Genomic DNA, 23,752 nt, shown 5'->3' with positions numbered 1-23,752 from the left:
AGATTTGCCTGCTCTACCTCCTGCCATTTTTTAGTTCCGTCGAACTCACGTTAAATTAAGCTTTTCAGCAATTTTTGCGTAAGTCCTAGTTGAAATTCCGCAACTGCAAAAATACTAATTCACGATAGCCTCTTCCCAGGAAACATCCACATCATCAGCCAGTAACTTTTCTGCGGCTTCTAACATAGATGCAGCGATATCTTTTAAATCTTCACGATTATTGAGATAAGTTTGCAAAGCTAAACGGGGGTCAATACTGCTACTGGCGGTCAATTCCGGGATTCTTGGTCTAGCTAACTGGCTCACTAATTCTGCTTGAATTGTGTAGTTGTGGGCTGGAGTTAAAGCTGTATGGATAGCGGCGTTATCAATAACATCCATTTGTTCAGAACGCAGTTGATAAATTAACCGCACTACCGCATCTTCTATATTATGTTTAGCGATCGCCTTCATTAAAGCACCTTGAGGATCATCAGCTTTCGATATATCCACCTGAATAGTGCGGAAACTGCGAACCACTAAAGGACAAAATTCCCAATTAACCTTTCCGCGCTCCAATTCTACGATTACATAGCCTTTATCTTCTTTTTCTTCACTAAAATCTACCCGTTCAATACTTCCAGGATAAATCACCGGCGGGTTATTGGATTTATTTAAATTCTGGTGACGGTGAACGTGACCTAATGCCACATAATCAAAACAAGGTCGTGTCAGCAAAGATAAAGGTAAAGTAAAACCCTTACCCACGGCTAAAAAGCGTTCAGCGCCTAAAGTTGCATTATCAGCCATTAAATGAGCCAAAAGCACAGTAGGAACCTCAGCATCAAGACGGCGAATTTCTCCCTCTAAAACTACTTGGAGGCGTTCCGTTAACAGTTCATTAACTTCCGCCAAAGATGCATTTTTGGTTTCTTGGCGAGTCATTAAAGTCGAACGAGTCAGCCAAGGGAGGGTAATTACTTGAATTTTGCCATTACGGGTGGGGACATGGTGAGTGGTTAAAGTATCACCCACAACAAAACCCGGAACTCCCAAAGTGCGGTAAATATTTAAACTTGCGCCTCCCGTTCCCTGGGAATGTTGGTCGTGGTTCCCCACTAACAGCACTGTAGGGATATCTGCATCCACGAGGCGGCGAAATTGACTTGCAAAGGCTTCCTGCACATAAGGTGGTGGGGTAGCATCTGGGAACGCATCACCGCCAAATAACACCAAATCCACTGGTTCTGCTAACGCACGGTCGATACATCGGGATAAGGTCTTGACAAAATCCTCTAAGCGTGTATTTAGTCCTGTTTCTGGATTCATGCGTCCGTGGGAAAAACCGCTTCCTATATGGATGTCGGAGAGATGGAGGATTTTAATCATATTTCTCAGGTGTCAGTTGATCTTTCTTGATCATATTGAACATCAGGACTTACGCATAATTCCAGAAAAAACCAACCGCAGAGGTACAGATTACACTGATTTATGAGAGTGTCAACCGTAATTATACAATGGCTACAGCCAGACCTTAGCACTCATGTACATTTTTATTTTTTTTACTAAGAAACTTTACAAGACTTTAATTTTTATCGCGCTTCTATGTATATTTATGCGGTTAATGATAAGTTAAGGAAATCATAAGAAAGTGAAGGATTTTACTAAAAATGAATAATTCAAATCTGCCTAATCAATTGGGTCAATCTATGATTATGGGTGGTTTAATTCTCTTAATGAGTGTGAGTGTGATTGTAATCATGAATCTTTTTCAAGGGTAAAAACTGTAAATTTTCACAACCATAGTTGATTAAGCCCTGCTAAATTATGAGTGGGGTTTTTACATTTGTTAATATAAATACTTAATAAAATAATATAATCGGGGGGTGGGGCGATCGCAAATAAGAAAATCGTTGTCTGACTCATCTTCCCAATTAGGGTTAATTAAAGAGCGTGACTAAATTTGAAGATGAAATTTCAAATTCAACTTTTCTCAACTCTTACTCTCTGCGACTCTGCACAAGCCACTTGTTCATGAGGAAGACCCCCAAGACCGCAGTGGCTCTGCGTCGTATTACAAAATTTATATTTCTACTCAGCAACGCCAATTAAAGTTGACATCCCAAAGCTGAACGCACAAGTTACAAGTCTGCACGAGAGAGAATAATATAGTGTGTAAAACTGGGAAAGGAAGAATATAGTCCGCGAAATGGATCAAAATTCTCCGCCCATACCACCTTTACCGGGAGATGACCTTGGGGGGCTGAGATATCAAAGTTGAATCTATCATAGTTTTTCCACGAAGATGCCCCACTTAACCATCCGACCTGTTGACCAAACTTTTTCTCTGCGTCACCTGGATGGTTACCATCCAACTTTGCTCCACAGTTGAGGTAAATTTGCTTTTGGACAGTAAACCCAAAGCGTCCACTGCTATACTTGACCCACAATTGGTCAATAGTGCGGAGGTCTTGACTGGGAAAGTTATAAATACTTTTTGTATCTAAGAGACCTTCTTCCCGGTTCGCCACTATTAATATTAGCCGTTCTGTTTCCTTGTCGGCTTCCTTCCACTGACTTTTTGCCAGTAAATCTCTTAGCCGGGTATACTCAATTCCTACAGATGAGTTCAATTCGTCCATGATTTCAGTAGTCCGTATGATATTTTTCCGTTTCCTAGAGATGATTCATTCTGGTGAATAATCGGGTTAGATAGAGCTAAAAATCATACATGGTTTCTATAGCAGTCCTCATCGCAACTTCTGGTGTACGATATCTAAATACCACATATAATCATCAATCTTGGCGCTAACAGCTTGATTAATATCCTCCCGTACTAAATCCACCTCAAATTGTTTTGCTCCTTCCGCAAATCTACTATAATACTAATAAGATAGTCCCCGTTGCCACCAATATGGTGTTAAACGCGGTTCGAGTTTTTCAGCCATATCAAATTTACCAATAGAAGCATTGATATTTGCTAGATGGAAATAAACCATACCCTCTGTATATAGACTTTATGGTCATGGGGACGCTGAAAAATTACATTATCCCAATGGTTCAGTTTTTGTTCTAGGAGATTATTTGAGTTCATTCGTCTAATAAACTCATTAATGACTGAATTTCTGGGTCTTCTGCTGCTGATAATTGTTGCTGTAATTCTAATATTTGATTTTTTAATCCTGCCGATGTATGAACCATATTAGATGCTTCCGCCAGTTTTAATTGGGTTTCTTTTATTCTAATTTTTCTTAATAGTTCATCTACAGCATGAATTGAGTCATAATCTTGAGAAATCATTGCCTTACACCCATTCAGATATAAAGTTATATCGGCGCAATATATAATATCGCTGAGTTGAAATTTCTACTATAAATTATACATTCAATTGGCTCAAACTTAACAATACAGCGCTTCCGGCTATTATGCAATACAGTTTTCTCCTTGTCCCTCTTCTATCATAGCTTTCAGCTTTGGGGATGTACCTCATAGCTGCCGGAAGTGCTGTATGCGAGAGTAAGAAATAGAGAACCGCGCGCTAACCATTGCAGCACTTCTAATTGGGGAGTATCTATAAAAATTTGCTCGAACACTAGTTAAGTATATTTAGGTATAACACCAGCATAAAACAGTTTGGAAGTAGCATCTTCTAATGCCGTGTATGATGTAGCTATGAATTGAGCAATAGGAAGCAATGACTACCTACAAAATCGAGTTCAAAGACGATATTTTACGCGTCGGTTTTGGCGATCCTGCCCAAAATGACCAAATTGTGAAGGATGCGGTGGCGCGACTGGAGGAAATGACAACATCGGGAAAATTGACAGGAGGACAACTACTTAAGATTAACGGGCCGATTTCTATACCTGTAGCATTTGTTTTAGCTCATAAATTAGCTCATATTTACGGTGCTATTGGTTTTTTTGATCCGAAATTAAGTAAGTATGTGATTTGTATCACACACAATCCTTCGTATAAGCTGGGAGACTTAATTGATTGATAGACAATGGTTCAGTCCTTGGCGCAGTTGTTGGTGTGGTTGTGTAAGAGGGAGTAAGGAAAAAGGGCGATCGCTGAGGATTCCAGTTCAAATAGATTGTGCAGTTTCGGTAATGGAAAGTTTTTTATGGTGACAAATTCTGAAAAGGTTGCATTACAGGTTATTCAACAGGCGATCGCAGCTTTGGCTAAATGGGCTGATAATCAGGTTCAGTTATTTTTTGAGTTTGAATCTCTGGAAGAGAAAGAACAAAAAGCAGTTGATGATGCGAAAGTGCTTTTAGGTTGGGAACCAGAGACAAAAATTGGAATATTAAGCTTAGTATTTGACAGCATAAACTTTTCTGATGAACCTCAGAAACAACCCACAAAACATTATCATCCACTCAAAGTGATTGACAATGACCATAAAGAATATCCTGATATTCCTTATCCCTTAAATTCCGAACCTAGTTCAGAACAACAGCAAGCCTTCAAAGCAGAGATTAATAACACACTTTCCAAATATCTCAAAGATAACTGGGAAAACCTCTCTTTATTGATGCTGATATTAGAAAAATTTGGCTCATGTCTGAGTTTCGGTGAAGCAGATGTAGCTTTAGTAGACATAGCCAGAACCACAGCAGCCGTTGCCGTGGCTTTATTGAATAATCCTACTAAAATTAGTTTAATTGCAGGTGATTTATCTGGGATTCAAAAATTCATATATAGCATTTCCTCAGAAGGGGCGCTGAAGTCATTAAGGGCGAGAAGTTTTTATTTAGAATTAGTTACAGAAGAAGTTGTACAGCAATTATTAGAACAACTTAGTTTACCCAGGACAAATATAATTTATGCAGGTGGTGGTAACTTGTATATTTTGGCATCTGGAACCGCAGAAAATAAAAATATTGTCCAAAAAATCCGCCAGCAGTTTAACAAATGTCTGTTAAAAGAATTTGAAGGTAAAGTATTTCTGGCTTTAGATTGTTTAGAATTTCCCGTTACCGAACTTAAAGATAAATTTGCTGAACATTGGTCAAATGCAACAAAAAAATTAGCTGTACATAAATCTCGTAAATTTGCTGAAAATGAAATTAGTAAATTTATCACTCCACGTTATAGCCATGAACCTTGTCGCGTCTGTCATCGTGATGATCTAGAAAATTTAAAACCTCTTAACTCCCAGGAAGCTGATTCAGTTTTAGCCTGTGTAAATTGTCGAAGTATGTTTGATTTAGGAAGTCAATTGTTGGAAGTAACAGCAATTGTGCGCTCAACAAATGAAAGTGTGAAAAATGCTTTACATACACTCCCATTTAAACTTACATCTGGAGAAATTCATTATCATTTGTTCAAAAATTGGAAACAAATAGATCATGATTCTGATATAGTTTTGTTAGTCAACGATTGGCAGTTAGAACATTATCAAGTTAAACATTTTAAAAATGTTTATCCCTTGTTATTAGGTAATTATGGAAAAGAGGGTGAAGAAGAGCCTGATAACCCAGATGAAGCAAAAGGCTTTATACGTGCTGGTGAAATGGCGAGAAAAGCTAAAGGTGCGAACAGAGTTGGTTATTTACGAATGGATGTAGACCGATTAGGACAAATATTTGCTAAAGGTTTAGGTGAAAAACAAACTTTATCCAGACTAGCTGGATTATCTCGCCAAATGAGTTATTTCTTTAAAGTTTACCTCAACACTTTGGCAGCATATATAAACCTGAAAATTCCTGATACAATTAAACCAGTCAAGCCAGATCAACAGGGATTAAATATACTATTTATATACGCTGGTGGTGATGATTTATTTATCAGTGGTGCATGGAGTGAAATTGTAGAATTTGCCTTTGAAATTTATCGAGCATTTCGTACATATACAGGTAATAATGAACATATTACCCTTTCAGGTGGAATCAGCATTGATGATATTAAATTTCCCTTATATCAAGCTGCAAAATCGTCAGGAAAAGCTGAAGAAGCAGCTAAAGACAATGGTAGAGACAGCTTAGGGTTATTTGGTGAAGTTTTCAAATGGGATGAATGGGAAGGAACACAGAATTTTAAGCATCTTGATGATGATGTCAAAAAATATCTTGATTCCGAAAAAATACCAATTCTATTCGGTGTTTACCCCTTTGTTAAGAGATTAGAACAGCAAGATATTGGGGTGAATTATTCCCGTAATTTTGTTCGTAACCTGCTGATCACCGCAGAAATTCAAGAGCAGGCTTTAGAAAAGTTTAAAGAAGATAAAAAATCACAGGAGGCTTTAGGAACTCGTTATTATTTGCATTTACCAAAGATAGCTTACACTCTAACAAGATTACCCAAAAAGTTCCTAGAAGATACCGATTTTCGGACTTCTCTCAAAAATCCATATAACGCGCCTTATTTTCGCGCGATCGCCACTTGGATTGAATTATTAAATCGGGGATAGTTATATGTCAGAAGCAATTAAACCAAAACCCAATTCTTTACCAGTAAAAAGTAAACCATCAAATCCGCCAGCCAATATGATTCCCAGCAGCAATATTGTCCAGGAAATTACTAAAGAAATCGAAGGTTTGAAAGGCTTACAAGCATATCCTATTCGTGAATTAGTTAACCATGCTGCCGTATTTGGCCCTTATCTCAAACAACAAAGATTAGAAACTAACCAAATTCGCAAATTTTTAGATGCTATCAATCGCTTAAAAGCCGACTTAACCGAAAAAGGTGAATTTTCGGCAATTGAAACAGAAGTAGTGCTGCTGAAACCTAAACTTGCTTATGCTGCTGCGAGACAAAGAGCCGCAAAACCATTAGGTGATGTGATGTCTGTGGCTATAGATAAGGTTCATAGTACAGAAGATTTTGAACGGTTAGTGCAATTGATTGAATCAATTATTGCTTATCACAAAGCTGAAGGTGGAAAATAATTATGCCAGTATCATACGAACAAACACCCCTAGTTGGTAAACTGACTCTCACTTGTCAACTCACCGCCAAAACAGGATTGCATATTGGTGGTGGTGGCGAAAATTTAGATATAGGTGGACTAGATAAACCTGTAATTCGTGACCCTTTAACCAAGTATCCTTATCTCCCTGGTTCATCCATCAAAGGTAAACTCCGCGCCACATTAGAAAGGTTATTAAAGAAGCCTCTAAATCGCACCGGGGGAAGTGGGACATGGCGCTATGAAAGTGATGATTTAGTAGATGGTTTTAGCGAAGTTGAAGCTGGACAATTTATTAATTATGAAGGTGCGAAAACCTGTCAAATTAGTCGCTTATTTGGCTCAACTGGTGGTTCTGGCTTTTGGCTTCCCATTGATATTGCTACAAAGGAAGGATTATTTTCTGATAAAAATCCTACACGGACAATCAACGGTCAAAACTGCGTCAAAATTAATCGCGGACGTAATGCGCCAAGTCGCTTGATTATTCGTGATTGTCACCTATCACCAGATTCAGCAGAGAAGTTGAAAAAAGTTGACACTGGTTTATATATGACTGAGTGGAAATTTGAAAATGGTATTGACAGAGTAACAGCAGCAGCGAACCCCAGACAGTTAGAACGTGTACCAGCAGAATCAAAATTCAATTTTGAGTTGGTTTATACTGTCGAAAATTCAGAACAAGCGGTTGAAGATTTGCAAAATATAGCGATCGCACTGGCGTTTCTCGAAGATGACGCACTGGGTGGACATGGCTCCAGAGGTTACGGAAAGGTCAAATTTGAGAACTTTCTGTTTAACTATCGCAGCTTAGAACAATATCGCCAAATCGCCAACGCAACCCAAGAATCATTAGCTTTACAAACTTTAGACACCATTCCCAACACTCAAGCACTGTTAGATAACTTCAGAACCTTACGCGAGTATATCGAACAGCGACTATTACCGGGAAATGAATCATGAGTGTCTGGAAATTAGTAAAACTGGATTTTGAACGGAATCTAGCTCACTTTGGGGAAGTGGGAATTGGTTTAGAAACAACAGGCGATCGCATCTGTTCCGATAGTTTATTTAGCGCCTGGGTAAGTATCTATGCGCGGTTGTTTGGGAAAGAAGCCGTAGAAGAATTATTACAGCTATTTCCCACAGATAAACAACCTCAACTCATACCCCCCTTTCGCATCAGTTCTACATTTATCTATCGACAAGTGGGGGAAAATACAATTTACTATCTTCCCCGTCCCCTGAAATTTCCCATCAACTACCCAGATGATGATTTAGCATTTTTCAAAGCATACAAAAAACTCAACTATTTACCCTTAGAAATTTGGAAAAGATGGTATCAGGGAACAGGATTCACCACAGATGATGCTCTGGAATTAAAAAATCACACACCCGATAAAACCCAAGAAAAACTAGCAAAAGCAGAAACCTTTAACTACAGCAAAGCTTGCAAAATTCAACAACTCCCCAAAATAGCCATAGATAGAAATACCAGAGCGACAAACATTTATCATACAGGCTTTGTTCAATTTGATTGGGACAAAAACCCCGCAGGTTTATACTTTCTCTTAGAACTCTCTCCAGAAGGTGAAAAATTAGCCGATAAACTCCAAGCTGCATTACATCTTTTAGGAGAAGAAGGAATTGGCGGAGAACGTTCTAATGGCGCAGGAAGATTTAAAGTTAGCTGGTTAAAATTACCAGAAAATTGGGATAAAGTAGTTAATTTTCAATCGGGAAATCACCACACCCTCATAAGTTTATTTTGGGATGATGACATAACATCAGATTTGCTCAAAAATTCCAGTTACGAAATTCAAGAAAGGGGTGGTTGGATAGCAGAAAGTCAATTACGTCGCCAAATGGTAAGAATGTTTAGTGAAGGTTCTGTTTTTTCCACACTACCACAAGGAAAACTGGTAGATGTCAAACCAAAAGAATTTACAAAACACAGTATTTACCGGAGTGGTATCAGCTTAAGTTTACCAATTAAAGTACAGGAAAAATAAAATCATGGTTGTTGCGCCTGAATCTGCACTTAAAAAACCTGACTTTTACGAATCAAAACGCATACAGTTAACCAGTCCGCTTTTACATATTGGCTCATCGGTATCTAGATTAAATCCTTTTGAATATGTACAGACAGCCAAAAAAGTTTATCTTCCTAATCAAGAAGCCTTAGCTAAAGGATTATTAAAAAAGGGAGGAAGTTTTTTCAACGACTATATTCAAGCAATTGAAGAACGTCAAGACATCACCAGACTTTTAAAACAAGCCTTTGGCGATGAATGGTGGAATGCAAAAGACACAGATGAAAATCTCATTTTTCCCAAAGATGCAATTAACCAAAATTTCACCCAAGAAAGAATTACAGATTTACGTCCGATGATTCGCAATGGTATGGGACATTTATTTATCCCTGGTTCCTCAATTAAAGGTGCAATCAGGACGGCCATAGCCTATCATTTACTCAAATATCCTGACCGTTATCAAGTACCTCCAGAATATAGCAGCAGTAAAATTGAAGACAGACTCAAAGAGAGTTTAGGAGAATTGAGAAATAAGCATAAACAAAAATTTGCTGATGATAAGCTATTTATGGAGAATTTATTCTCTAACTATACTCTCAACTATCAAAGTAAAACATTATCTGGTAGCAGTCAGAATACAGATTTTTTACGTTGTTTGAAAGTCAGCGACTCTGAATCGATAATTGAAACCAAAGTTCCCAGCAAAACAGGGAAACCAATTCCCGTAAATTTTTCTGTTGTGGCTGAAGTCATAGTTTCCAGCAGATTTCCTGATTATTTAGCCAAATATAAAGCCTCTATCTATGCTGAGATGGTGCGGAACGTCAAGACAGAATTTACCCTTACCTTAGATACAGAAATGCTGTCATGGTTCGAGCATAAACAAGGAATGAAATTACCATTTAATAACCTTAATGAACTATTGCAAATATGTGAAGATTTTGCTCAAGAACAATGGGACTATGAGCATGATTATTGGAACGCAATAGAAAATAACCCTAGAGCATCTGGCAAGAACTTAGATTTTAATCATATCCGCGATTTATACGAAGCAGAAAAATGTCCCCATACACTAAGGCTAGGTTGGGGTAGTGGAATGACAGGAACCACAGTTGGGTTATGTTTTGGCGACGAAATGAGAGCAGAAATCCGGGATATTTGCGGTCTTCCAGCGCCTGATTTTGAAGCTCCCAAATCTCGGCGCACAGTGATGAATAGCAATGGCGAAATTAAATTTGTTCCTGGATGGGTGAAATTCAGAGCTTTATAAAACTTATGCTAATTCACTCTACTTGGAAATTAAGTGTATCTACATCAACAGTTCTACCCCGTTCCTATGGGTTGGAACTGGTAAAGCAACTGCATTATCAGCTAGGTTTAGAAATGGGAAGCGACACTATACCCTCTGTTTCTTACTCAGGAATCATCGGTTATTCTTCTACTTCCAGAGATTTTGTCACCTTCCATTCAGAGGAATTTTATCAACTAAGTTTGTGTGGATTAAATGAAGTTTCAGCAAAAGCAATTTCTCATTTAAATCTTGGCAATTCTTTAGAATTTCTCGGTGCAAAGTTTAATATCATTAATCGTGAAGATGAAATTACCAGCTATGAGGAATTATATACAAATTTAGTAGGAAATGAGCCAGAACCAGTGAGGCGTTTTGATTTGCAGTTTATTACGCCTACAGCCTTTGCTCAAGGTGGAGTAAATTTACCTCTACCGCTACCTACACTAATGTTCCGCAGTTGGTTAGAACGTTGGAATAATTTCGCACCTGTTTATTTAGGAAGTGATGAATTAATTGCTTATCTTGGTAACGCTGTTGTACTGAAAAATCACAAAATTCAAACGCGCAGTTATCAATTACATAAAAATTTTGCGAATGGATTTATTGGCGATATAACCTTACAAGTTTTAAGCCGTGCTGATCCTTTATTGGCAAATGTGGCTAATTTATTAGTCCAATATGCGCGGTTTTCTGGTACGGGTATGAAGACTCGTTTGGGAATGGGTGAAACATCTGTAAAACTGTAAATGTTCAAGGATTAAATATTATGAAAGCAATCTCATTTCTAGGTTTTAATAAAAGAGGTTATCAAGAAACTACTTACCTCAATCCAATTGCTTCTGGCGAATATAAAACTAAATTCATTCAAGAAGCTTTAGTAGAATTTTACAAGCCTGAGACTCTTTATGTCTTGTTAACAAATACAGCAGCTACAGGAGTTCCAGATAATGAGACTGAATCTAGTTGGGAAACACTAAAAAAGAAGCTTTCCAATAAAGTTGATTTACAACCCATAATAAATGTCCCTGAAGGACACAGTACATCAGATATCTGGAAACTATTTGAAATGTTAACAGACTGTTTGGAAGAGGGTGATAGGGTACTATTTGACATCACAAACGGCTTTCGTTCTTTACCTGTTTTAGCATTAATTGCTGTCAGTTATTTACGTGTTGTCCGTCAAGTGCAGATTGAAGGTTTAATATATGGCGCATTTGATGCCAAAACTAATGATAATAAAACCCCCATCTTTGACCTTTTACCTATAGTCAGCTTATTGGAGTGGACAACTGCTACTGATCAGTTCACCAAAACAGGAAATGGACAAGCATTAGCAAGCTTACTTTATCATAGTGACTCGACAGGACAAAATTTAGCCGCCAGCATAGAAGGAATTGCACAAGGTTTACAGCTATTACGTCCAATGGATGTGATTCAAGAAGCAGCAATATTACCTGAACGTATTGCAGCAGCAGCACCAACAGTTTCTCAAACTGTACCACCATTTGCAGCTTTGCTGAAGCGTGTAGAAAAAGATTATGGTAATTTTGGCTTGATTAATCCAACAGATTATCGCAATTACCCACAATCATCTTTATTGCGACAACTAAAAATCGTAGAGTGGTATGCAGCCAAAGGACAAATTGTTCAAGCCTTATCTATGGCGCGGGAATGGCTACCTTCATTGCTATGTCATCACTTTCAACTAGACCCATTAGATAAACTATGTCGAGATGACATGGAACTATTATTAACAGGAGGCAAAATCAAGGATAAGGATGGTAACACAATTAAGGAATCTCGATATCTAGAACAATGGTCTAGTATTCCAAAGCAAAAGAAAAAACAATTAAACAGACTTTGGGGTGGCGAATTAAACTTGGCTAATCTGCGTAATGATGTACTACACGCAGGCTTTCGCAAAAATCCTAAAAACGCAGAAGATATTTTGCAGCAAACTGAAATCATTATTAAGGAACTTAAAGCCATTGCTAAAGTTTGGGATTTGCAGAATGAAAGTGTCTAGAAATATTTCCAAACCCTCAGTAACTTACCCCCGACGGAACTTTCAACGAGATGCGATCGCACCCCATCCGATTGTCAAATTTAGAATGGTATATAATAGCTGGCGGAGCCAAAAACAAGACAGTGTAAAGAATGTAGCGATTTATGGTAAAAGATATAGGTCAGGTCTTATCAATAAGACCTATGTAATGATAATGATACCTTGATCCTATCAAAAGCACTTAATTGGTCAATTGAGTCTAGCAAAATACCTGTTTCTGCAAAATTTGGTGAACATCTTACAGTCAATTAAAAATGTGAATTGAGAAATGCAATTAATTTTATACAGCAAGCCCGGATGTCATTTGTGTGAGGGTTTACAGGAAAAGTTAGAACAGGTGGAAAATCTCAGTTTTGAGTTGGAAGTTCGGGATATTACCACTCGTGAGGATTGGTTTTTGGCTTATCAGTATGAGGTGCCGGTGCTTTGTTTATCCAACCACGGAGGCACAGAGGGTGCAGAGGAGCGTTTGCCCCGTCCTTCTCCTCGTGCTAGTGTGCAGCAATTAACGCAAATGTTGGGTAAGTATTTATCTATTTAGGAAAAAATAATGCAGAATAAGCGCAAGAGTTCTGTGTGATGAGGTTCACTAAATGAAATTGCGTGATTTACTGGCGGCTGTGGATGGTATTGATTATGCGGCTGTACCTGATGTAAAAATTCAGGGTTTGAAGACTAATTCCCATGCTTGCGGTGTGGGTGATTTGTTTATTGGTATGCCGGGAACGCGTGTAGATGGGGGTGAGTTTTGGCTAAGTGCGATCGCATCGGGCGCTGTAGCGGCGGTTGTTTCTCCCCAAGCATTACAGAATAATCCGCCCTCTGATGAGGCTGTGGTGGTAAGTGCGGCGGATATGACTCAAGCCTGCGCCCAATTAGCGGCTACTTTTTACGGTTATCCCGGACAAAAACTCAAACTGGTGGGTGTTACGGGTACTAATGGTAAAACTACGACTACTCATTTAATTGAATTTCTGCTCACTAAAGCTCATCTATCTACGGCTTTGATGGGAACTCTGTACACTCGTTGGCCTGGTTTTGCCCAAACTGCTGTCCACACTACGCCCTTTGCTGTGGAATTACAGCAGCAGTTAGCTGAGGCTGTGAATGCTGGTTGTGAGTTTGGGGCGATGGAAGTCAGTTCCCATGCTTTGGCACAAGGTCGGGTTTTGGGCTGTGAGTTTGAGGTGGGAGTGTTTACTAATCTCACTCAAGACCATTTGGACTATCACACCGATATGGAGGATTATTTTGCTGCTAAAGCTTTGTTGTTTAGTCCTGATTATCTCAAGGGTAGGGCAATAATTAATGCTGATGATGAATATGGTCAGCGTTTAATTGCTGGTTTAAGTTCTGAGCAGGTTTGGAGTTACAGCGTTAATAATCATAGTGCTGATTTATGGATGAGTGATTTAAGTTACGAGCCGAATGGTGTAAGCGGGATGTTACATACACCCAAGGGAGATGTGGCTTTTCGTTCTCCTTTGGTTGGTCAGTACAATTTAGAAAATCTTTTGGCGGCTGTGGGTGCGGTTTTACACTTAGGACTAGATTTACAGTTGGTAGCTGGGGCTATACCTGAGTTTCCTGGGGTTCCTGGACGCATGGAACGGGTGCAAATTAGTTCTGAACAAGAAATTAGTGTGATTGTGGATTATGCCCACACGCCTGATAGTTTGGAGAATTTGCTGAAAGCTGCACGGCCGTTTATTCCCGGAAAGCTGATTTGTGTGTTTGGCTGTGGGGGCGATCGCGATCGCACTAAGCGCCCGAAAATGGGTAAAATCGCCGCAGAATTAGCTGATGTGGCGGTGCTAACTTCAGACAATCCTCGCACTGAAGACCCGGAACGGATTTTACAAGATGTTTTAGCGGGAATCCCGGAGGCAGTTAAACCTACAGTAATATGCGATCGCGCTACCGCTATTCGGACAGCAATCTTACAAGCACAACCAGGTGATGGCGTATTACTTGCTGGTAAAGGTCACGAAGATTACCAAATTCTCGGCACAGAAAAAATTCACTTTGACGACCGAGAACACGCACGAGAGGCTTTAGAGGCAAGAGTAAGTTAGGGAGTGGGGAGTGGGGAGTGTGGGAAGTGTGGGGAGTGAGGAGTGTGTGGGAAATTCTAATGACCGATGGCTTTTTTCTTGCTGCTGACTTCCAACGGTAAGAAAATAGTTAACACTTCTCCATAATGTTGGCGTTGGCGGACAATCAATTTACCGCCAATTGCCTGAAATAAATGTTTAGTAGCGGCAATATTTAAACTAATCGTACCTGTTTCTGGTTGAAACATCAGCAATTGCCCCAGAGCTTTACGAATTGGTGGGGTAACAGTTTCGCTGGGTGGGTTGGTTCCTGGGCAATGGTATTGGGGGGATAATTGTAACTTCAGTTGATCCCCTGCGGGAATCACCTGCACTTGAATATGACTACCTGGGGGTAAGCTGCGGGTGAAATTCTCTAATAAACCAGTGAGAACCTGATCCAGCATATTGGGGTTACTTACCACTGTGGGTAAATGCTGCGGTAGAACCACATCTAAAGTCAAATTCCGGCGCTGGGCTGCTTGTTGCCAACGGGGTACACTCTGCAACAACACCTGATCTAAGGACATGGGTGTGAGTTGAGTATTGGCAGATTTCAGAGAGGCGCAAGTTTCTAATTCGGCAGCTTTAAATAATAACTCCATCCGGTTAATTTGCTCGGTACATTCATGATCAATAATTTGTAACCGATTCTTGACTGTCTCAGGTAAATCTGGCCGTTTCAGTAATAACCGAGTCAACGTCCGAATTGTGGTTAAAGGTGTACGGACTTCGTGGGCAAAAGCTAGGAGTAATTCTACATCGGGGACTGGAGTTGGGGCGTTGGGGTTTGAGCTTTGCGGCTCAGTTTTGTATTCCCATTCTGCACTAGTTTCTAATGCTTCCTCATTCCCTTCTGGTTCTGTTAATTCCTGAAGCAATAACTGGCTAAAGTGAATTACCGTGTGGTAGTCTGGGGCGACTGGAGGATACTTTTGGACTAATGCATTGACTTCAGCAAACAGTTCTGGATTAGTCAGCATAATCCTCGCACCGAGGGATTTCCAGCATTGATCTACTACTTCTGGATCAAAGGAAAATGAAAAGCCTTGATCACCACTTTTATCTTCTTTTAAAACTAAAACTAATCTAAATTTCTCTGTAAACACCAAGCAAAAACGCTCTTTCACCAATGGATCTGCTGGTAGTAAAGACAGCACTGATTCTTGGAGAATCACTGGTTTATTTGCTGTAGCGCTAGGCTTTGGCATTTGAAATGGCATTAGTGCCAAGGGGTTAAATGGCCTGGCTGTAAAAGTGACAGTTTGCAGGTTTTGAGTTAATATTGGCTGACTGAATAAAGGTGCAGGCGCAGCTAACACTAATCCTGTGGTGGCATCAGGTGAACCAGTTGCTAAAGTATTTATTAGCAATTGTTCTGTAGCGGCTAAACTGATGCGCCACTGTTGTTCTGCTTTCATTGGTGAGCATTCAGCCATAGTTGCTTGACTTTCGGCTAAAATTTCACTCAGGCTCGGCAATATCCATTTATACACAGGTATTCACCCCTTGATTTCAGAGCGACTGGCAGCCTTTGACATAGGCATTTCACTACTCCACTACTAAGAGGTTATATTCTTTTGTCTATTGGCGACAGTGGTATAACCGAACAATATAGGTGCAATTTCCCCTGTTAGAAGTTTAAATTGTGCGATCGTCCCATATCATTAAAACTAATCCCCATCAAATCCCCAATTTAAATGAACCCAGAATATTTTATGCGGTTAGCGATCGCAGAAGCCAAAAAAGGAGACGCGCCCTATGGTGCAGTCATTGTCAAAGACGAAAAAGTTGTTGCTGTAGCTCATAATACTGTTAGCCGAGATCACGACCCCTCAGCCCATGCTGAAATTAACGTTATTCGTCATTTAACAGCTAAACTAAAAAGCCCTTCTTTAGCAGGTTACACCATCTATACTACTGGCGAACCTTGTCCCATGTGTGCCACAGCCTGTGTCTGGGCAAATATATCTGAAATTGTCTATGGTGCTGCTATTCAAGATTTAATTTCAGTCAATCAATCACAAATTGAACTTACTTGTGAACAAGTGATTGCTAAATCATTTAGAAATATCAAAGTCACAGGGGGCATTTTAAAGCATGAATGTTTAGAACTATTTAATTAATATTAAAAATGGTAAATTAAACTCAGTTAACATACCCTAAATAAACGTAATAATGGTTCTTCCTGTATTTTTAACTATTTTGTTCTAAATACTCTAAAAATGTATGGGCGATAATAGCTGCTTGAGTGCGATCGCGCAAATTTAACCTATTTAAAATATTTGTGACATGATTTTTCACAGTCCCCTCAGAAATATAAAGTTGCTGGGAAATTTCGCGGTTATTAGCACCAATGGCAATTAATCGTAAAACCTCTTTTTCTCTGGGTGTAAGTTCTGCCAAACTAGGGGGTACAGGTGGTGACTGGGTAGCTGTGACTGAGGAAAACTGAGTTACCAACTTTTTGACTATTCCGGGACCCAGTTGTGTATATCCTTTATCAACTGCACGAATAGCCACAGCTAACTCTTCTGATGGTGTATCTTTGAGTAGATAACCCATTGCGCCATTTTCTAAAGCTGCTTTTACATATTCATCATCATCAAAAGTCGTCAATACTAAAATTTTGATTTCTGGATAGCGTTTTTGAATTTCTTTGGTAGCTGCAACCCCATCCATAATCGGCATTCTAATATCCATAAGAATCACGTTAGGTTGGAGTTTTTGACTCTGATTAATTGCTTCTTCACCATTTTCAGCTTCACCAATGATTTCTAAATCTGGTTCTAATTCTAATAAGGCTTTTAATCCTTGACGAATTAGACTTTGGTCATCTACTAATAAAACTTTAATCATCTGGTCAAACTCAATAAGGGAATATCAACTATAATTTGACACCCACAACCAGGTTGACTATTAATCATAAATTCACCACCCAGGGCTAAGGTGCGATCGCGCATACTCTGTAATCCAAAACCAGTAGTATTCTGCATGATATCAAAACCTTTACCATTATCTGTAATTATTAAATGAAATCGTCCTTTATTGGTAGTAATTTCTAATTTAACTTCTGATGCTTCTGCATATTTAGAAATATTTGTCAATGATTCTTGAATAATGCGATAGATAGATATAATCACATCAGAGGCTAAAGCATATTCTAAATCAATGTTGCAAATAGGCGAAATGCCATGAGAGCGGTGAAAATCTTCTAAGAGAATAGCGATCGCCTGCTCTAAACTTTGGTCGTGCAAAGGACTATAACGCATAGTAGAAACAGACTGACGCACATCACCAAGGGATTTAGAACCAAGTTCTTTGGCTCTAGCTAAGAATATTTTGGCTTTAGCTGGCTGAGATTCCCATAACTTTAAAGCCGTTTCTAATTGCAAATTTAAAGCTGTTAAAGAATGTCCTAATGAATCATGTATTTCTCTAGCAATGCGATTGCGTTCTTCTAGAGTAGCCTGATTTTCAATTCTCAAGGCATATTGACGGAGTTTTTCGTTAGCCAAAGCCAACTTTTCCCGACTTTGCCTTTCAGCTATGACTGTATTCATTAATAGTAAAATAAAAATTAAACTCAAGCCAAACACTAACGCCAAGCTGAGGTGAAAAAACCGGAAGCGTTCTTGAGCATGAGGGGATAATGATAAGGGTAATTTAAATAAGCGATACCTCAGCGTAATTAGAAATAAACTGAATGATAAACTTGTGACTAATAACCGCCCTGGTAATTCAAAAATTAGGCAACTGCGCGTGACTAAAATTATATAGAGAAACGGAAATAACCTAGCAATTCTTCCCCCAAAGAATCCTGTGGTGACAATTAATAAAATTTCGCAAGCTGTATAAATCCATTTACTTAAAGAGTTACTTGTGGGTAATCTTAAACCCATGATCCCAAAAACAATTAGACTACAAATCGTCAATTCGGGAAAATTAGCATTGAAGCGTGGGGAAGGAGAGGGGAGTGCAGCTGTTAAAACTGCGATCGCCAGTAATACCCATTCCAAATATAGTAAAAATCGGAAAGGATGATTTTTAATTTGAATCGGGGGAGTCATAGAATGTGGGATTTTAATTTTGAGATGGTTGTGGTTATATAGCAATCCTATTTGATTTTTCTGGGGTGTAGCCTGCTTTATCTACTTTTACGCATCTTGCAGATAAAAGCTGTTGTCCCATCCCCACTTCCTGCTTATGCAAATAAGACAAAATTAGAGCTTAATACCAATTATTTGTGAGGCTGCACATTATTTCTACCCCACCCCTAACCCCTCCCCGCAAGCGAGGATGGGAACCGGATTTCTGGTTAAATCGTATTTATGCATCTTTATATTCAATTGGTATTACTACATTTACGGCAACTAATATCTGATCACCAGTCCCAATTGTCCCGAATCAAGCATGACTTTAGTCATGGATAGAATCATGACTTTATCCTCATGCCACTGTGACTAGTGATTTTTTATGATGGTGACATGAAAACGGTAAACTACACAACATCAAGTATGAAATTTAAGCCCTTACCACTCCTAGCGGGAGCAATTGCTTTAACAGTGACTGCAATACCTCTTGCTGCTCAAGCACAAATGAGATCCTTCTCACCGCTACAAATGGCGCAAATGTCCACAAAAGAAGGGGGTCAAAAAGGCGCTAGAGGTATGCAACGCTTAAATTTAACAGATACCCAAAAAGCCCAAATGCAGGCGATTAAAACCAATACTCGCAGCCAAATTGAGGGGATTCTCACCGCAGAACAAAGAGCAACATTGCAAGCTGCAAAAAATGCACCTCAAGGACAAAGAGGCCAAAGAGGCTGGGCTAACTTAAATCTGACTGAACAACAAAGAACCCAAATGCGCCAAATTCAGCAAGCATCTCAACAACAGATGCAAGCAGTCCTCACTCCCGAACAGCGTCAACAAATGGAAGAAATGCGCCAAAATATGAGATCGCGCGGTCAGCAACGCAATTCCCAATAATATCCACACATTTTCGCTCTTTACCCAGAAAAATTTTTAACTCTTCTTGCAGAATCATGGAATAGGGGAAATCATGCCCTCCCCTTTCCTTTTCCCTTTTTCACCACAGCGAATAAATAAAAAATTCCGCCAATGGCTAGTAAAAGAGCCGGGTTTTGAGTTATGAGTTAATGAAAACTCCTAGCCTGATAAATATGTCTCCAGAATTTGCCATTGGTAGTAAAGTCACAGTTATAGCACTACCACCCTACGTTAAAACCGCAGATCCTATGCCTATGCTACGCCCTCCTGATGTGATTTCCATAGGGGAAGAGGGTGTAATTATTGATCGCCGCCCTGGAGGATATTGGGTGATCCGCTTTACTAAGGGAAAATTTCTCTTAGATAGCCAATACATTCAAAGTATAGATCCAGAATCTAATTTGCCAGGGGGAGAAAGTCAAGAATAAATGTAAACTTATGTAAAGTTGTCATTTTGGTCTACACCATGATTTCTCGGCGCAATTTTTTAAATATATTACTGGTAAGTTGTTTTGCAGTGATCAGTTGGTTGCATCTGACTCCTACTGCTGATGCTATGGGTGGTAAACTTCCAGAAATTAACCAACCTGCACCAGAATTTACTTTACCCACCAACACAGGTGAGGGCAAAATTTCCCTGTCGGACTTGCGTGGTAAGTGGGTAGTTCTGTATTTCTATCCCCAAGACTTTACCTCTGGTTGCACTATTGAAGCGCGTCGTTTTCAACAAGATTTACCCAAATACATGGAAAAAAATGTTCAAATTATCGGTGTGAGTGCTGATGATATTGATTCCCACGCCGAGTTTTGCGATTCCGAGGGGTTAAAATTTCCCTTATTAGCTGATACTAATGGCGCGGTGAGTAAAGCCTATGGTTCTTGGATTGGTTTCGTTTCCATGCGCCATAGTTTTATCATTGATCCCCAGGGAATTTTGCGAGAAACTTTTGTGAAAGTTAATCCATCAGTCCACAGTACAGAAGTTCTGGCACAACTGGAAAAATTGCAGTCCTCAGCTTCTTAGGCTGGAATTATCTATTGTCTGCTTTTTCCTCCAAGAGCGATCGCCAATCTGCGATCGCCTGTTCTGTCCACAACCAATTCTGACTCAATTGATTGATCTGGAAATTCACCGGATCATTACCAATCACCAATTGTCGTAACTTAATCGCCTCATTCAGATATTGTTTTTGTTTATTAATCCCTGGTTGATCAGATGCAGATTTATACAGCCCCAAAGCTAATCCAGCATAGGCAGTTAAAGCATCCTCAGACAGTTTTGTATTTACCTCTATTGGTTCACTAGAAGCCGTATTTTGCCGTTTGAGAGCCAAATTCAAAGTCGTAAACCAAGAATTATTCGCTCGATTCAGATTATTTTCCGCATAATAGGCAAATCCCAAGGCATTATTATATAAAAGCGATTCTGGCTGAGATTTCACCGCATTTTCCCAATAACGGCGCACATCATCAACACTGTATTTTTCGTTTCCCGTTTGGATAAACTGCCATGCTAATCGCCCTTTAAGAAAGTTAACAGAGGGATCATCAAGTTGGTTAGGTGGAATTAAACTCAGAGAACCTTCAGCAGGGGATAGCGCACCCCTATTCAGTAGTTCTTCCACCAGCTTCAACCCCTCTTGCAAATCCCCTTGGCTTAACTTTTCTGTAGCCATAGCGGTGATAATTCCTGTCTCAGCCTTAGTGATATCGGTTTCTGATTGATTGGGGATAACTTCAGAGTCACGCGGAATACCCGGTATATATTTAACCGATGCTTGGCGATTTTGCCACCACCAACCCCAGCCAATGATCAGTGCGATCGCACCTAACCCCAAAACTCCTAAAATACCGACAATCGGTCGTAGTTTATAACGACTACTAGCTCGCCGAGTGGATGGAGTCGGCAGTGATTTTTGCCGTAAAGAGGTATTTTCTGGGATTTCCCCCCATAAATTCACAGACTTCTCTGAGTCACCGATATTTTCGCCAACCCCATCATCCTGAAGTTGCTTATCTGTGATTGGTGCGACAATTCCCCGATGCAGTGGTAATTGATCATTTGTTCCTTCTTGCTGATCTAGCTGACGAAACAAATCTGAAACTAAAGCCGAATCCTCTGCATAATAAGCATCATCATCATACTCAATTTCATCAACTAAATCGCCCCAAGTCTCCTCACCTAACCAGTCTAGTTCTGAAGAATCATCACCAAATCCAGCAGGAATCATCGCATCAATAGGTGAGACATTGGGATCATCCGCCGTAGCAAAATAGTTCGCAGTCGGATTTACCGCCGCAGATTGATGACTGTATCCATTAACTGAGTTTGCACTTGTAGGTATGTCAGGACATAGTACACCGTCAAAATTTTGTTGAAGATATAGAATGGGTAACGCCCAATAACTCTGGTGAGAACCATAAGCAGAAATTAAGCCCTGACGTACCCGACTGACACACAAATCTACAGGATATCCTTGGCTGAGATTACGGTACAACAATTGTGTCAACGTCAGCGCCACCTCATCGGGGATTCTTTCGGACATAGCCAAAACGCCTCTAATACCCCGTCTGACTAGACTTTCTGTTAAATTCCGTTCAGCCGTCATATCCCCGACAGTATCGGATGTCGCCGTGTATGTTCCCCAACAGGAATTAAACACAGCCATTTGAATATTATTATTTACCAGCAAGCCAGCTAAATCATCACCACTCAGGGTTTCGGTTAAGCCAGTTCTTCTGCTAACAAGATAAATTTGTCCGCCATTTGGCCCTAAGTTACTATGACCAGAATAGTGTAGAACTTGATATCTTCCTTGTTCTAACGCTTGGGTTAATTCTTCCCGTCCTGGTTGATCTAGTAGAGTCAGATCAATATTCGGTAAATTGTTACCATTTGTATCACTTTGTGGTGTGTGGCGTTGAAGTTCAGCTTGCAGGTTAATAGCTTCTTGCTTGAGCAAATCGAGACGAACTTGATCAGGAGGGGAAGCTAGCACCATTAAAACTTTCACACCACCAGTGCTTTGTGTTTTTGGTCTGTTTCTCGAAGGTAAACGAGATGCAGCCATCATTCCGCTTTGGTAGCGAGAAAAAGCAATATAAGGGCCAGTAGCCAGAGGGCGATCGCCTGCGTGCATCACTTCCCACGGCAAACGTGCCAACCTCACATCTTTTAGCCCCAAACGTAGACGCAGCACTTGTTGATGGTTTTGGGCAATCCCTTGGGCAGTAATCCAACTATCTCGCAGAGTACCTTGAAACAGTGCATTATAAAACTGCTGTCCCAACACCACCAGATTCACAGAGTTTCTGGCGATCGCCTCCCCCTGCAACACCGATTTTAGTGGGTCGTTCATCAGATGACCAGCAGATGCTAACCACTCAGTCACAGGCCAGGTTACCAGTTCCTCAGCCAATGGCACCCCAGGCGCGACTTGTTCCGTCCGTACCAAGTAGTCATTTTGCCCTACTGGGGTTACGGAAATATGAAATTCCTGGGTCACAACTTTTCCTGTTCGCCTCCTAAATCTAGTTTGAAACGCGAAAGTTTCAGTTCGATTTTTCGCTCCTTATGATACCTTAGATGAATCCTGTTACTGAATGTTTCTCAACACACTGATTTTGCTCCATCTGCTTTAAGTTTATAAGCAATATGCCGAAAACTCTTCACAAAAATTAGCATAATTGCTTATTCCCCACTTCAGAAATAGGGAAATAGCTTTCCGCAGGGTAGACTAGCTACACCCTTGAGAATGGTTTGATGTCTTCAAGCCCCACTCTTGTGCGAGCTTCCAGTCATGAGTTAGGCGCAACCTATTTTATTAAAATTAGTGTACAGCGAAAACCAAGCTAAATCTGAACCACGACAACTAAAGATATGGGGTTTTACTAGGAAATAGATACTTTTATCGCTCCTCTAGTGGGTAAAATCTTTAAGGTACAGAGCTTAAACATACTTAGAGTTTTTAGGTACTTGTTTAAAAGTCGCCGTTGGTGCGCCGGAGACTTAAAACGCCTGTGGAGAAGTTGTAAGTCCTGGAGCAATTCAGGCGGAGATCTTTGAAGCAGGAATCACCCGACTAAAAGTCGGGTGAGGTTCAAATTTCAATGATTCTAACAGTAAGTGTAATCAACCTGTTTAAAAAACCAATCTTGCCTCAAAGTTTCCTATGAGTGACTGGCTAACACCTTTTAGGGGATTTTTTTGGCGTCATCCACAGAATTTTCCGAAATTGCTCCGGAGAATGTACATAGAGTCAGAAGAATAAATTGGTAGATGCACCCTGATAACTAACTCCCCTGACTGGCTAACACCTTTTAGGGGATTTTTTTTGCGTCATCCACAGAATTTTCC

General features: G+C 39.9%; 21 protein-coding genes. 14 read left to right on the top strand and 7 right to left on the bottom strand.

The features are described from left to right. Positions 1–114: 114 nt before the first annotated feature. The 3 genes from sbcD to ACM0OP_RS18755 form a co-directional block, all read right to left on the bottom strand. Positions 115–1,368, bottom strand: a complete 1,254-nt coding sequence (sbcD, locus tag ACM0OP_RS18765; RefSeq protein WP_414529941.1) for an exonuclease subunit SbcD — start codon at positions 1,366–1,368, stop codon at positions 115–117. A gap of 752 nt (positions 1,369–2,120) precedes the next feature. Then, positions 2,121–2,621: a GUN4 domain-containing protein gene (locus tag ACM0OP_RS18760; RefSeq protein WP_414529940.1), complete on the bottom strand. Its 501-nt coding sequence runs from the start codon at positions 2,619–2,621 to the stop codon at positions 2,121–2,123. A gap of 448 nt (positions 2,622–3,069) precedes the next feature. Continuing rightward, on the bottom strand, positions 3,070–3,279 hold the full coding sequence (locus tag ACM0OP_RS18755; RefSeq protein ID WP_414529939.1) for a hypothetical protein: 210 nt from the start codon (positions 3,277–3,279) through the stop codon (positions 3,070–3,072). A 394-nt stretch (positions 3,280–3,673) separates the two neighbouring features. Between ACM0OP_RS18755 and ACM0OP_RS18750 the strand changes: the two genes are divergently transcribed. From ACM0OP_RS18750 to ACM0OP_RS18705, 10 genes are all read left to right on the top strand, one after another. Further along, positions 3,674–3,979: a CRISPR-associated protein Csx3 gene (locus ACM0OP_RS18750; RefSeq protein ID WP_414529938.1), complete on the top strand. Its 306-nt coding sequence runs from the start codon at positions 3,674–3,676 to the stop codon at positions 3,977–3,979. A 126-nt stretch (positions 3,980–4,105) separates the two neighbouring features. Further along, entirely contained in the window at positions 4,106–6,400 is a 2,295-nt protein-coding gene (cas10, locus tag ACM0OP_RS18745; RefSeq protein WP_414529937.1) for a type III-A CRISPR-associated protein Cas10/Csm1, read from the top strand. A gap of 4 nt (positions 6,401–6,404) precedes the next feature. After that, a complete protein-coding gene (csm2, locus tag ACM0OP_RS18740) occupies positions 6,405–6,881 on the top strand; it encodes a type III-A CRISPR-associated protein Csm2 (protein ID WP_414529936.1) in 477 nt (158 codons plus the stop codon). A 2-nt stretch (positions 6,882–6,883) separates the two neighbouring features. Further along, positions 6,884–7,864, top strand: a complete 981-nt coding sequence (gene csm3, locus ACM0OP_RS18735; RefSeq protein ID WP_414529935.1) for a type III-A CRISPR-associated RAMP protein Csm3 — start codon at positions 6,884–6,886, stop codon at positions 7,862–7,864. Continuing rightward, the gene (gene csm4 / locus ACM0OP_RS18730) at positions 7,861–8,913 is read left to right on the top strand and encodes a type III-A CRISPR-associated RAMP protein Csm4 (RefSeq protein ID WP_414529934.1); all 1,053 of its coding nucleotides are present in this window, start codon (positions 7,861–7,863) and stop codon (positions 8,911–8,913) included. The genes csm3 and csm4 overlap by 4 nt, the downstream gene beginning before the upstream one ends. A 4-nt stretch (positions 8,914–8,917) precedes the next feature. Further along, a complete protein-coding gene (csm5, locus tag ACM0OP_RS18725) occupies positions 8,918–10,204 on the top strand; it encodes a type III-A CRISPR-associated RAMP protein Csm5 (RefSeq protein WP_414529933.1) in 1,287 nt (428 codons plus the stop codon). Between the two features lie 5 nt (positions 10,205–10,209). Next, on the top strand, positions 10,210–10,971 hold the full coding sequence (gene cas6, locus ACM0OP_RS18720) for a CRISPR system precrRNA processing endoribonuclease RAMP protein Cas6 (protein WP_414529932.1): 762 nt from the start codon (positions 10,210–10,212) through the stop codon (positions 10,969–10,971). Between the two features lie 20 nt (positions 10,972–10,991). Further along, a complete protein-coding gene (csx2, locus tag ACM0OP_RS18715; RefSeq protein WP_414529931.1) occupies positions 10,992–12,251 on the top strand; it encodes a TIGR02221 family CRISPR-associated protein in 1,260 nt (419 codons plus the stop codon). 307 nt (positions 12,252–12,558) lie between these two features. Next, positions 12,559–12,831 carry a glutaredoxin family protein gene (locus ACM0OP_RS18710; protein WP_414529930.1) on the top strand — a complete coding sequence of 91 codons (273 nt, stop codon included), beginning with the start codon at positions 12,559–12,561 and terminating at the stop codon, positions 12,829–12,831. Positions 12,832–12,883: 52 nt separating this feature from the next. After that, on the top strand, positions 12,884–14,365 hold the full coding sequence (locus ACM0OP_RS18705) for a UDP-N-acetylmuramoyl-L-alanyl-D-glutamate--2,6-diaminopimelate ligase (RefSeq protein WP_414529929.1): 1,482 nt from the start codon (positions 12,884–12,886) through the stop codon (positions 14,363–14,365). A 56-nt stretch (positions 14,366–14,421) separates the two neighbouring features. Here ACM0OP_RS18705 and ACM0OP_RS18700 read toward each other — a convergent pair whose 3' ends face one another. After that, a complete protein-coding gene (locus ACM0OP_RS18700) occupies positions 14,422–15,879 on the bottom strand; it encodes a sensor histidine kinase (RefSeq protein WP_414529928.1) in 1,458 nt (485 codons plus the stop codon). Positions 15,880–16,083: 204 nt separating this feature from the next. On the opposite strand from ACM0OP_RS18700, the gene ACM0OP_RS18695 reads away from it, so the two are divergent. Beyond that, complete coding sequence (locus ACM0OP_RS18695) at positions 16,084–16,509, top strand: nucleoside deaminase (protein ID WP_414529927.1); 426 nt, start codon at positions 16,084–16,086, stop codon at positions 16,507–16,509. A 70-nt stretch (positions 16,510–16,579) separates the two neighbouring features. Here ACM0OP_RS18695 and ACM0OP_RS18690 read toward each other — a convergent pair whose 3' ends face one another. Further along, positions 16,580–17,242 (bottom strand): response regulator, encoded by a 663-nt coding sequence (locus tag ACM0OP_RS18690; protein ID WP_414529926.1) that lies wholly within the window; start codon positions 17,240–17,242, stop codon positions 16,580–16,582. Next, positions 17,239–18,453: a sensor histidine kinase gene (locus ACM0OP_RS18685; protein ID WP_414529925.1), complete on the bottom strand. Its 1,215-nt coding sequence runs from the start codon at positions 18,451–18,453 to the stop codon at positions 17,239–17,241. Before ACM0OP_RS18685 ends, ACM0OP_RS18690 begins: the two co-directional genes overlap by 4 nt. Before the next feature lie 447 nt (positions 18,454–18,900). Here ACM0OP_RS18685 and ACM0OP_RS18680 point away from each other — a divergent pair, with 447 nt between their 5' ends. The 3 genes from ACM0OP_RS18680 to ACM0OP_RS18670 all read left to right on the top strand — a co-directional run bounded on the left by ACM0OP_RS18680 (position 18,901) and on the right by ACM0OP_RS18670 (position 20,419). After that, positions 18,901–19,374, top strand: coding sequence for a P pilus assembly/Cpx signaling pathway, periplasmic inhibitor/zinc-resistance associated protein (locus tag ACM0OP_RS18680; RefSeq protein ID WP_414529924.1), 474 nt, complete (start codon positions 18,901–18,903; stop codon positions 19,372–19,374). A gap of 194 nt (positions 19,375–19,568) precedes the next feature. After that, entirely contained in the window at positions 19,569–19,823 is a 255-nt protein-coding gene (gene sipA / locus ACM0OP_RS18675) for a regulatory protein SipA (RefSeq protein WP_414529923.1), read from the top strand. Between the two features lie 38 nt (positions 19,824–19,861). After that, positions 19,862–20,419, top strand: coding sequence for a peroxiredoxin (locus ACM0OP_RS18670; RefSeq protein ID WP_414529922.1), 558 nt, complete (start codon positions 19,862–19,864; stop codon positions 20,417–20,419). Between the two features lie 7 nt (positions 20,420–20,426). Here ACM0OP_RS18670 and hetF read toward each other — a convergent pair whose 3' ends face one another. Further along, positions 20,427–22,901 (bottom strand): cell division protein HetF, encoded by a 2,475-nt coding sequence (gene hetF, locus ACM0OP_RS18665; RefSeq protein ID WP_414529921.1) that lies wholly within the window; start codon positions 22,899–22,901, stop codon positions 20,427–20,429. Positions 22,902–23,752: the final 851 nt, after the last annotated feature.

It is taken from the genome of Nodularia chucula CCY0103 (assembly GCF_963923915.1).
Lineage (GTDB): Bacteria > Cyanobacteriota > Cyanobacteriia > Cyanobacteriales > Nostocaceae > Nodularia > Nodularia chucula.
Note: the sequence above shows the minus strand (reverse complement) of the source record. Positions and strands in the feature narration are given on the sequence as shown.

Coding starts and splice junctions, on each gene's coding strand:
- csm4 (WP_414529934.1), top strand. CDS start 7,861: ATGAGTGTCTGGAAATTAGTAAAACTGGATTTTGAACGGAATCTAGCT.
- csm5 (WP_414529933.1), top strand. CDS start 8,918: ATGGTTGTTGCGCCTGAATCTGCACTTAAAAAACCTGACTTTTACGAA.
- ACM0OP_RS18710 (WP_414529930.1), top strand. CDS start 12,559: ATGCAATTAATTTTATACAGCAAGCCCGGATGTCATTTGTGTGAGGGT.
- ACM0OP_RS18760 (WP_414529940.1), bottom strand. CDS start 2,621: ATGGACGAATTGAACTCATCTGTAGGAATTGAGTATACCCGGCTAAGA.
- cas10 (WP_414529937.1), top strand. CDS start 4,106: ATGGTGACAAATTCTGAAAAGGTTGCATTACAGGTTATTCAACAGGCG.
- sbcD (WP_414529941.1), bottom strand. CDS start 1,368: ATGATTAAAATCCTCCATCTCTCCGACATCCATATAGGAAGCGGTTTT.
- cas6 (WP_414529932.1), top strand. CDS start 10,210: ATGCTAATTCACTCTACTTGGAAATTAAGTGTATCTACATCAACAGTT.
- ACM0OP_RS18690 (WP_414529926.1), bottom strand. CDS start 17,242: ATGATTAAAGTTTTATTAGTAGATGACCAAAGTCTAATTCGTCAAGGA.
- ACM0OP_RS18750 (WP_414529938.1), top strand. CDS start 3,674: ATGACTACCTACAAAATCGAGTTCAAAGACGATATTTTACGCGTCGGT.
- sipA (WP_414529923.1), top strand. CDS start 19,569: ATGTCTCCAGAATTTGCCATTGGTAGTAAAGTCACAGTTATAGCACTA.
- ACM0OP_RS18695 (WP_414529927.1), top strand. CDS start 16,084: ATGAACCCAGAATATTTTATGCGGTTAGCGATCGCAGAAGCCAAAAAA.
- ACM0OP_RS18705 (WP_414529929.1), top strand. CDS start 12,884: ATGAAATTGCGTGATTTACTGGCGGCTGTGGATGGTATTGATTATGCG.
- ACM0OP_RS18670 (WP_414529922.1), top strand. CDS start 19,862: ATGATTTCTCGGCGCAATTTTTTAAATATATTACTGGTAAGTTGTTTT.
- ACM0OP_RS18685 (WP_414529925.1), bottom strand. CDS start 18,453: ATGACTCCCCCGATTCAAATTAAAAATCATCCTTTCCGATTTTTACTA.
- ACM0OP_RS18755 (WP_414529939.1), bottom strand. CDS start 3,279: ATGATTTCTCAAGATTATGACTCAATTCATGCTGTAGATGAACTATTA.
- csm3 (WP_414529935.1), top strand. CDS start 6,884: ATGCCAGTATCATACGAACAAACACCCCTAGTTGGTAAACTGACTCTC.
- csx2 (WP_414529931.1), top strand. CDS start 10,992: ATGAAAGCAATCTCATTTCTAGGTTTTAATAAAAGAGGTTATCAAGAA.
- ACM0OP_RS18680 (WP_414529924.1), top strand. CDS start 18,901: ATGAAATTTAAGCCCTTACCACTCCTAGCGGGAGCAATTGCTTTAACA.
- csm2 (WP_414529936.1), top strand. CDS start 6,405: ATGTCAGAAGCAATTAAACCAAAACCCAATTCTTTACCAGTAAAAAGT.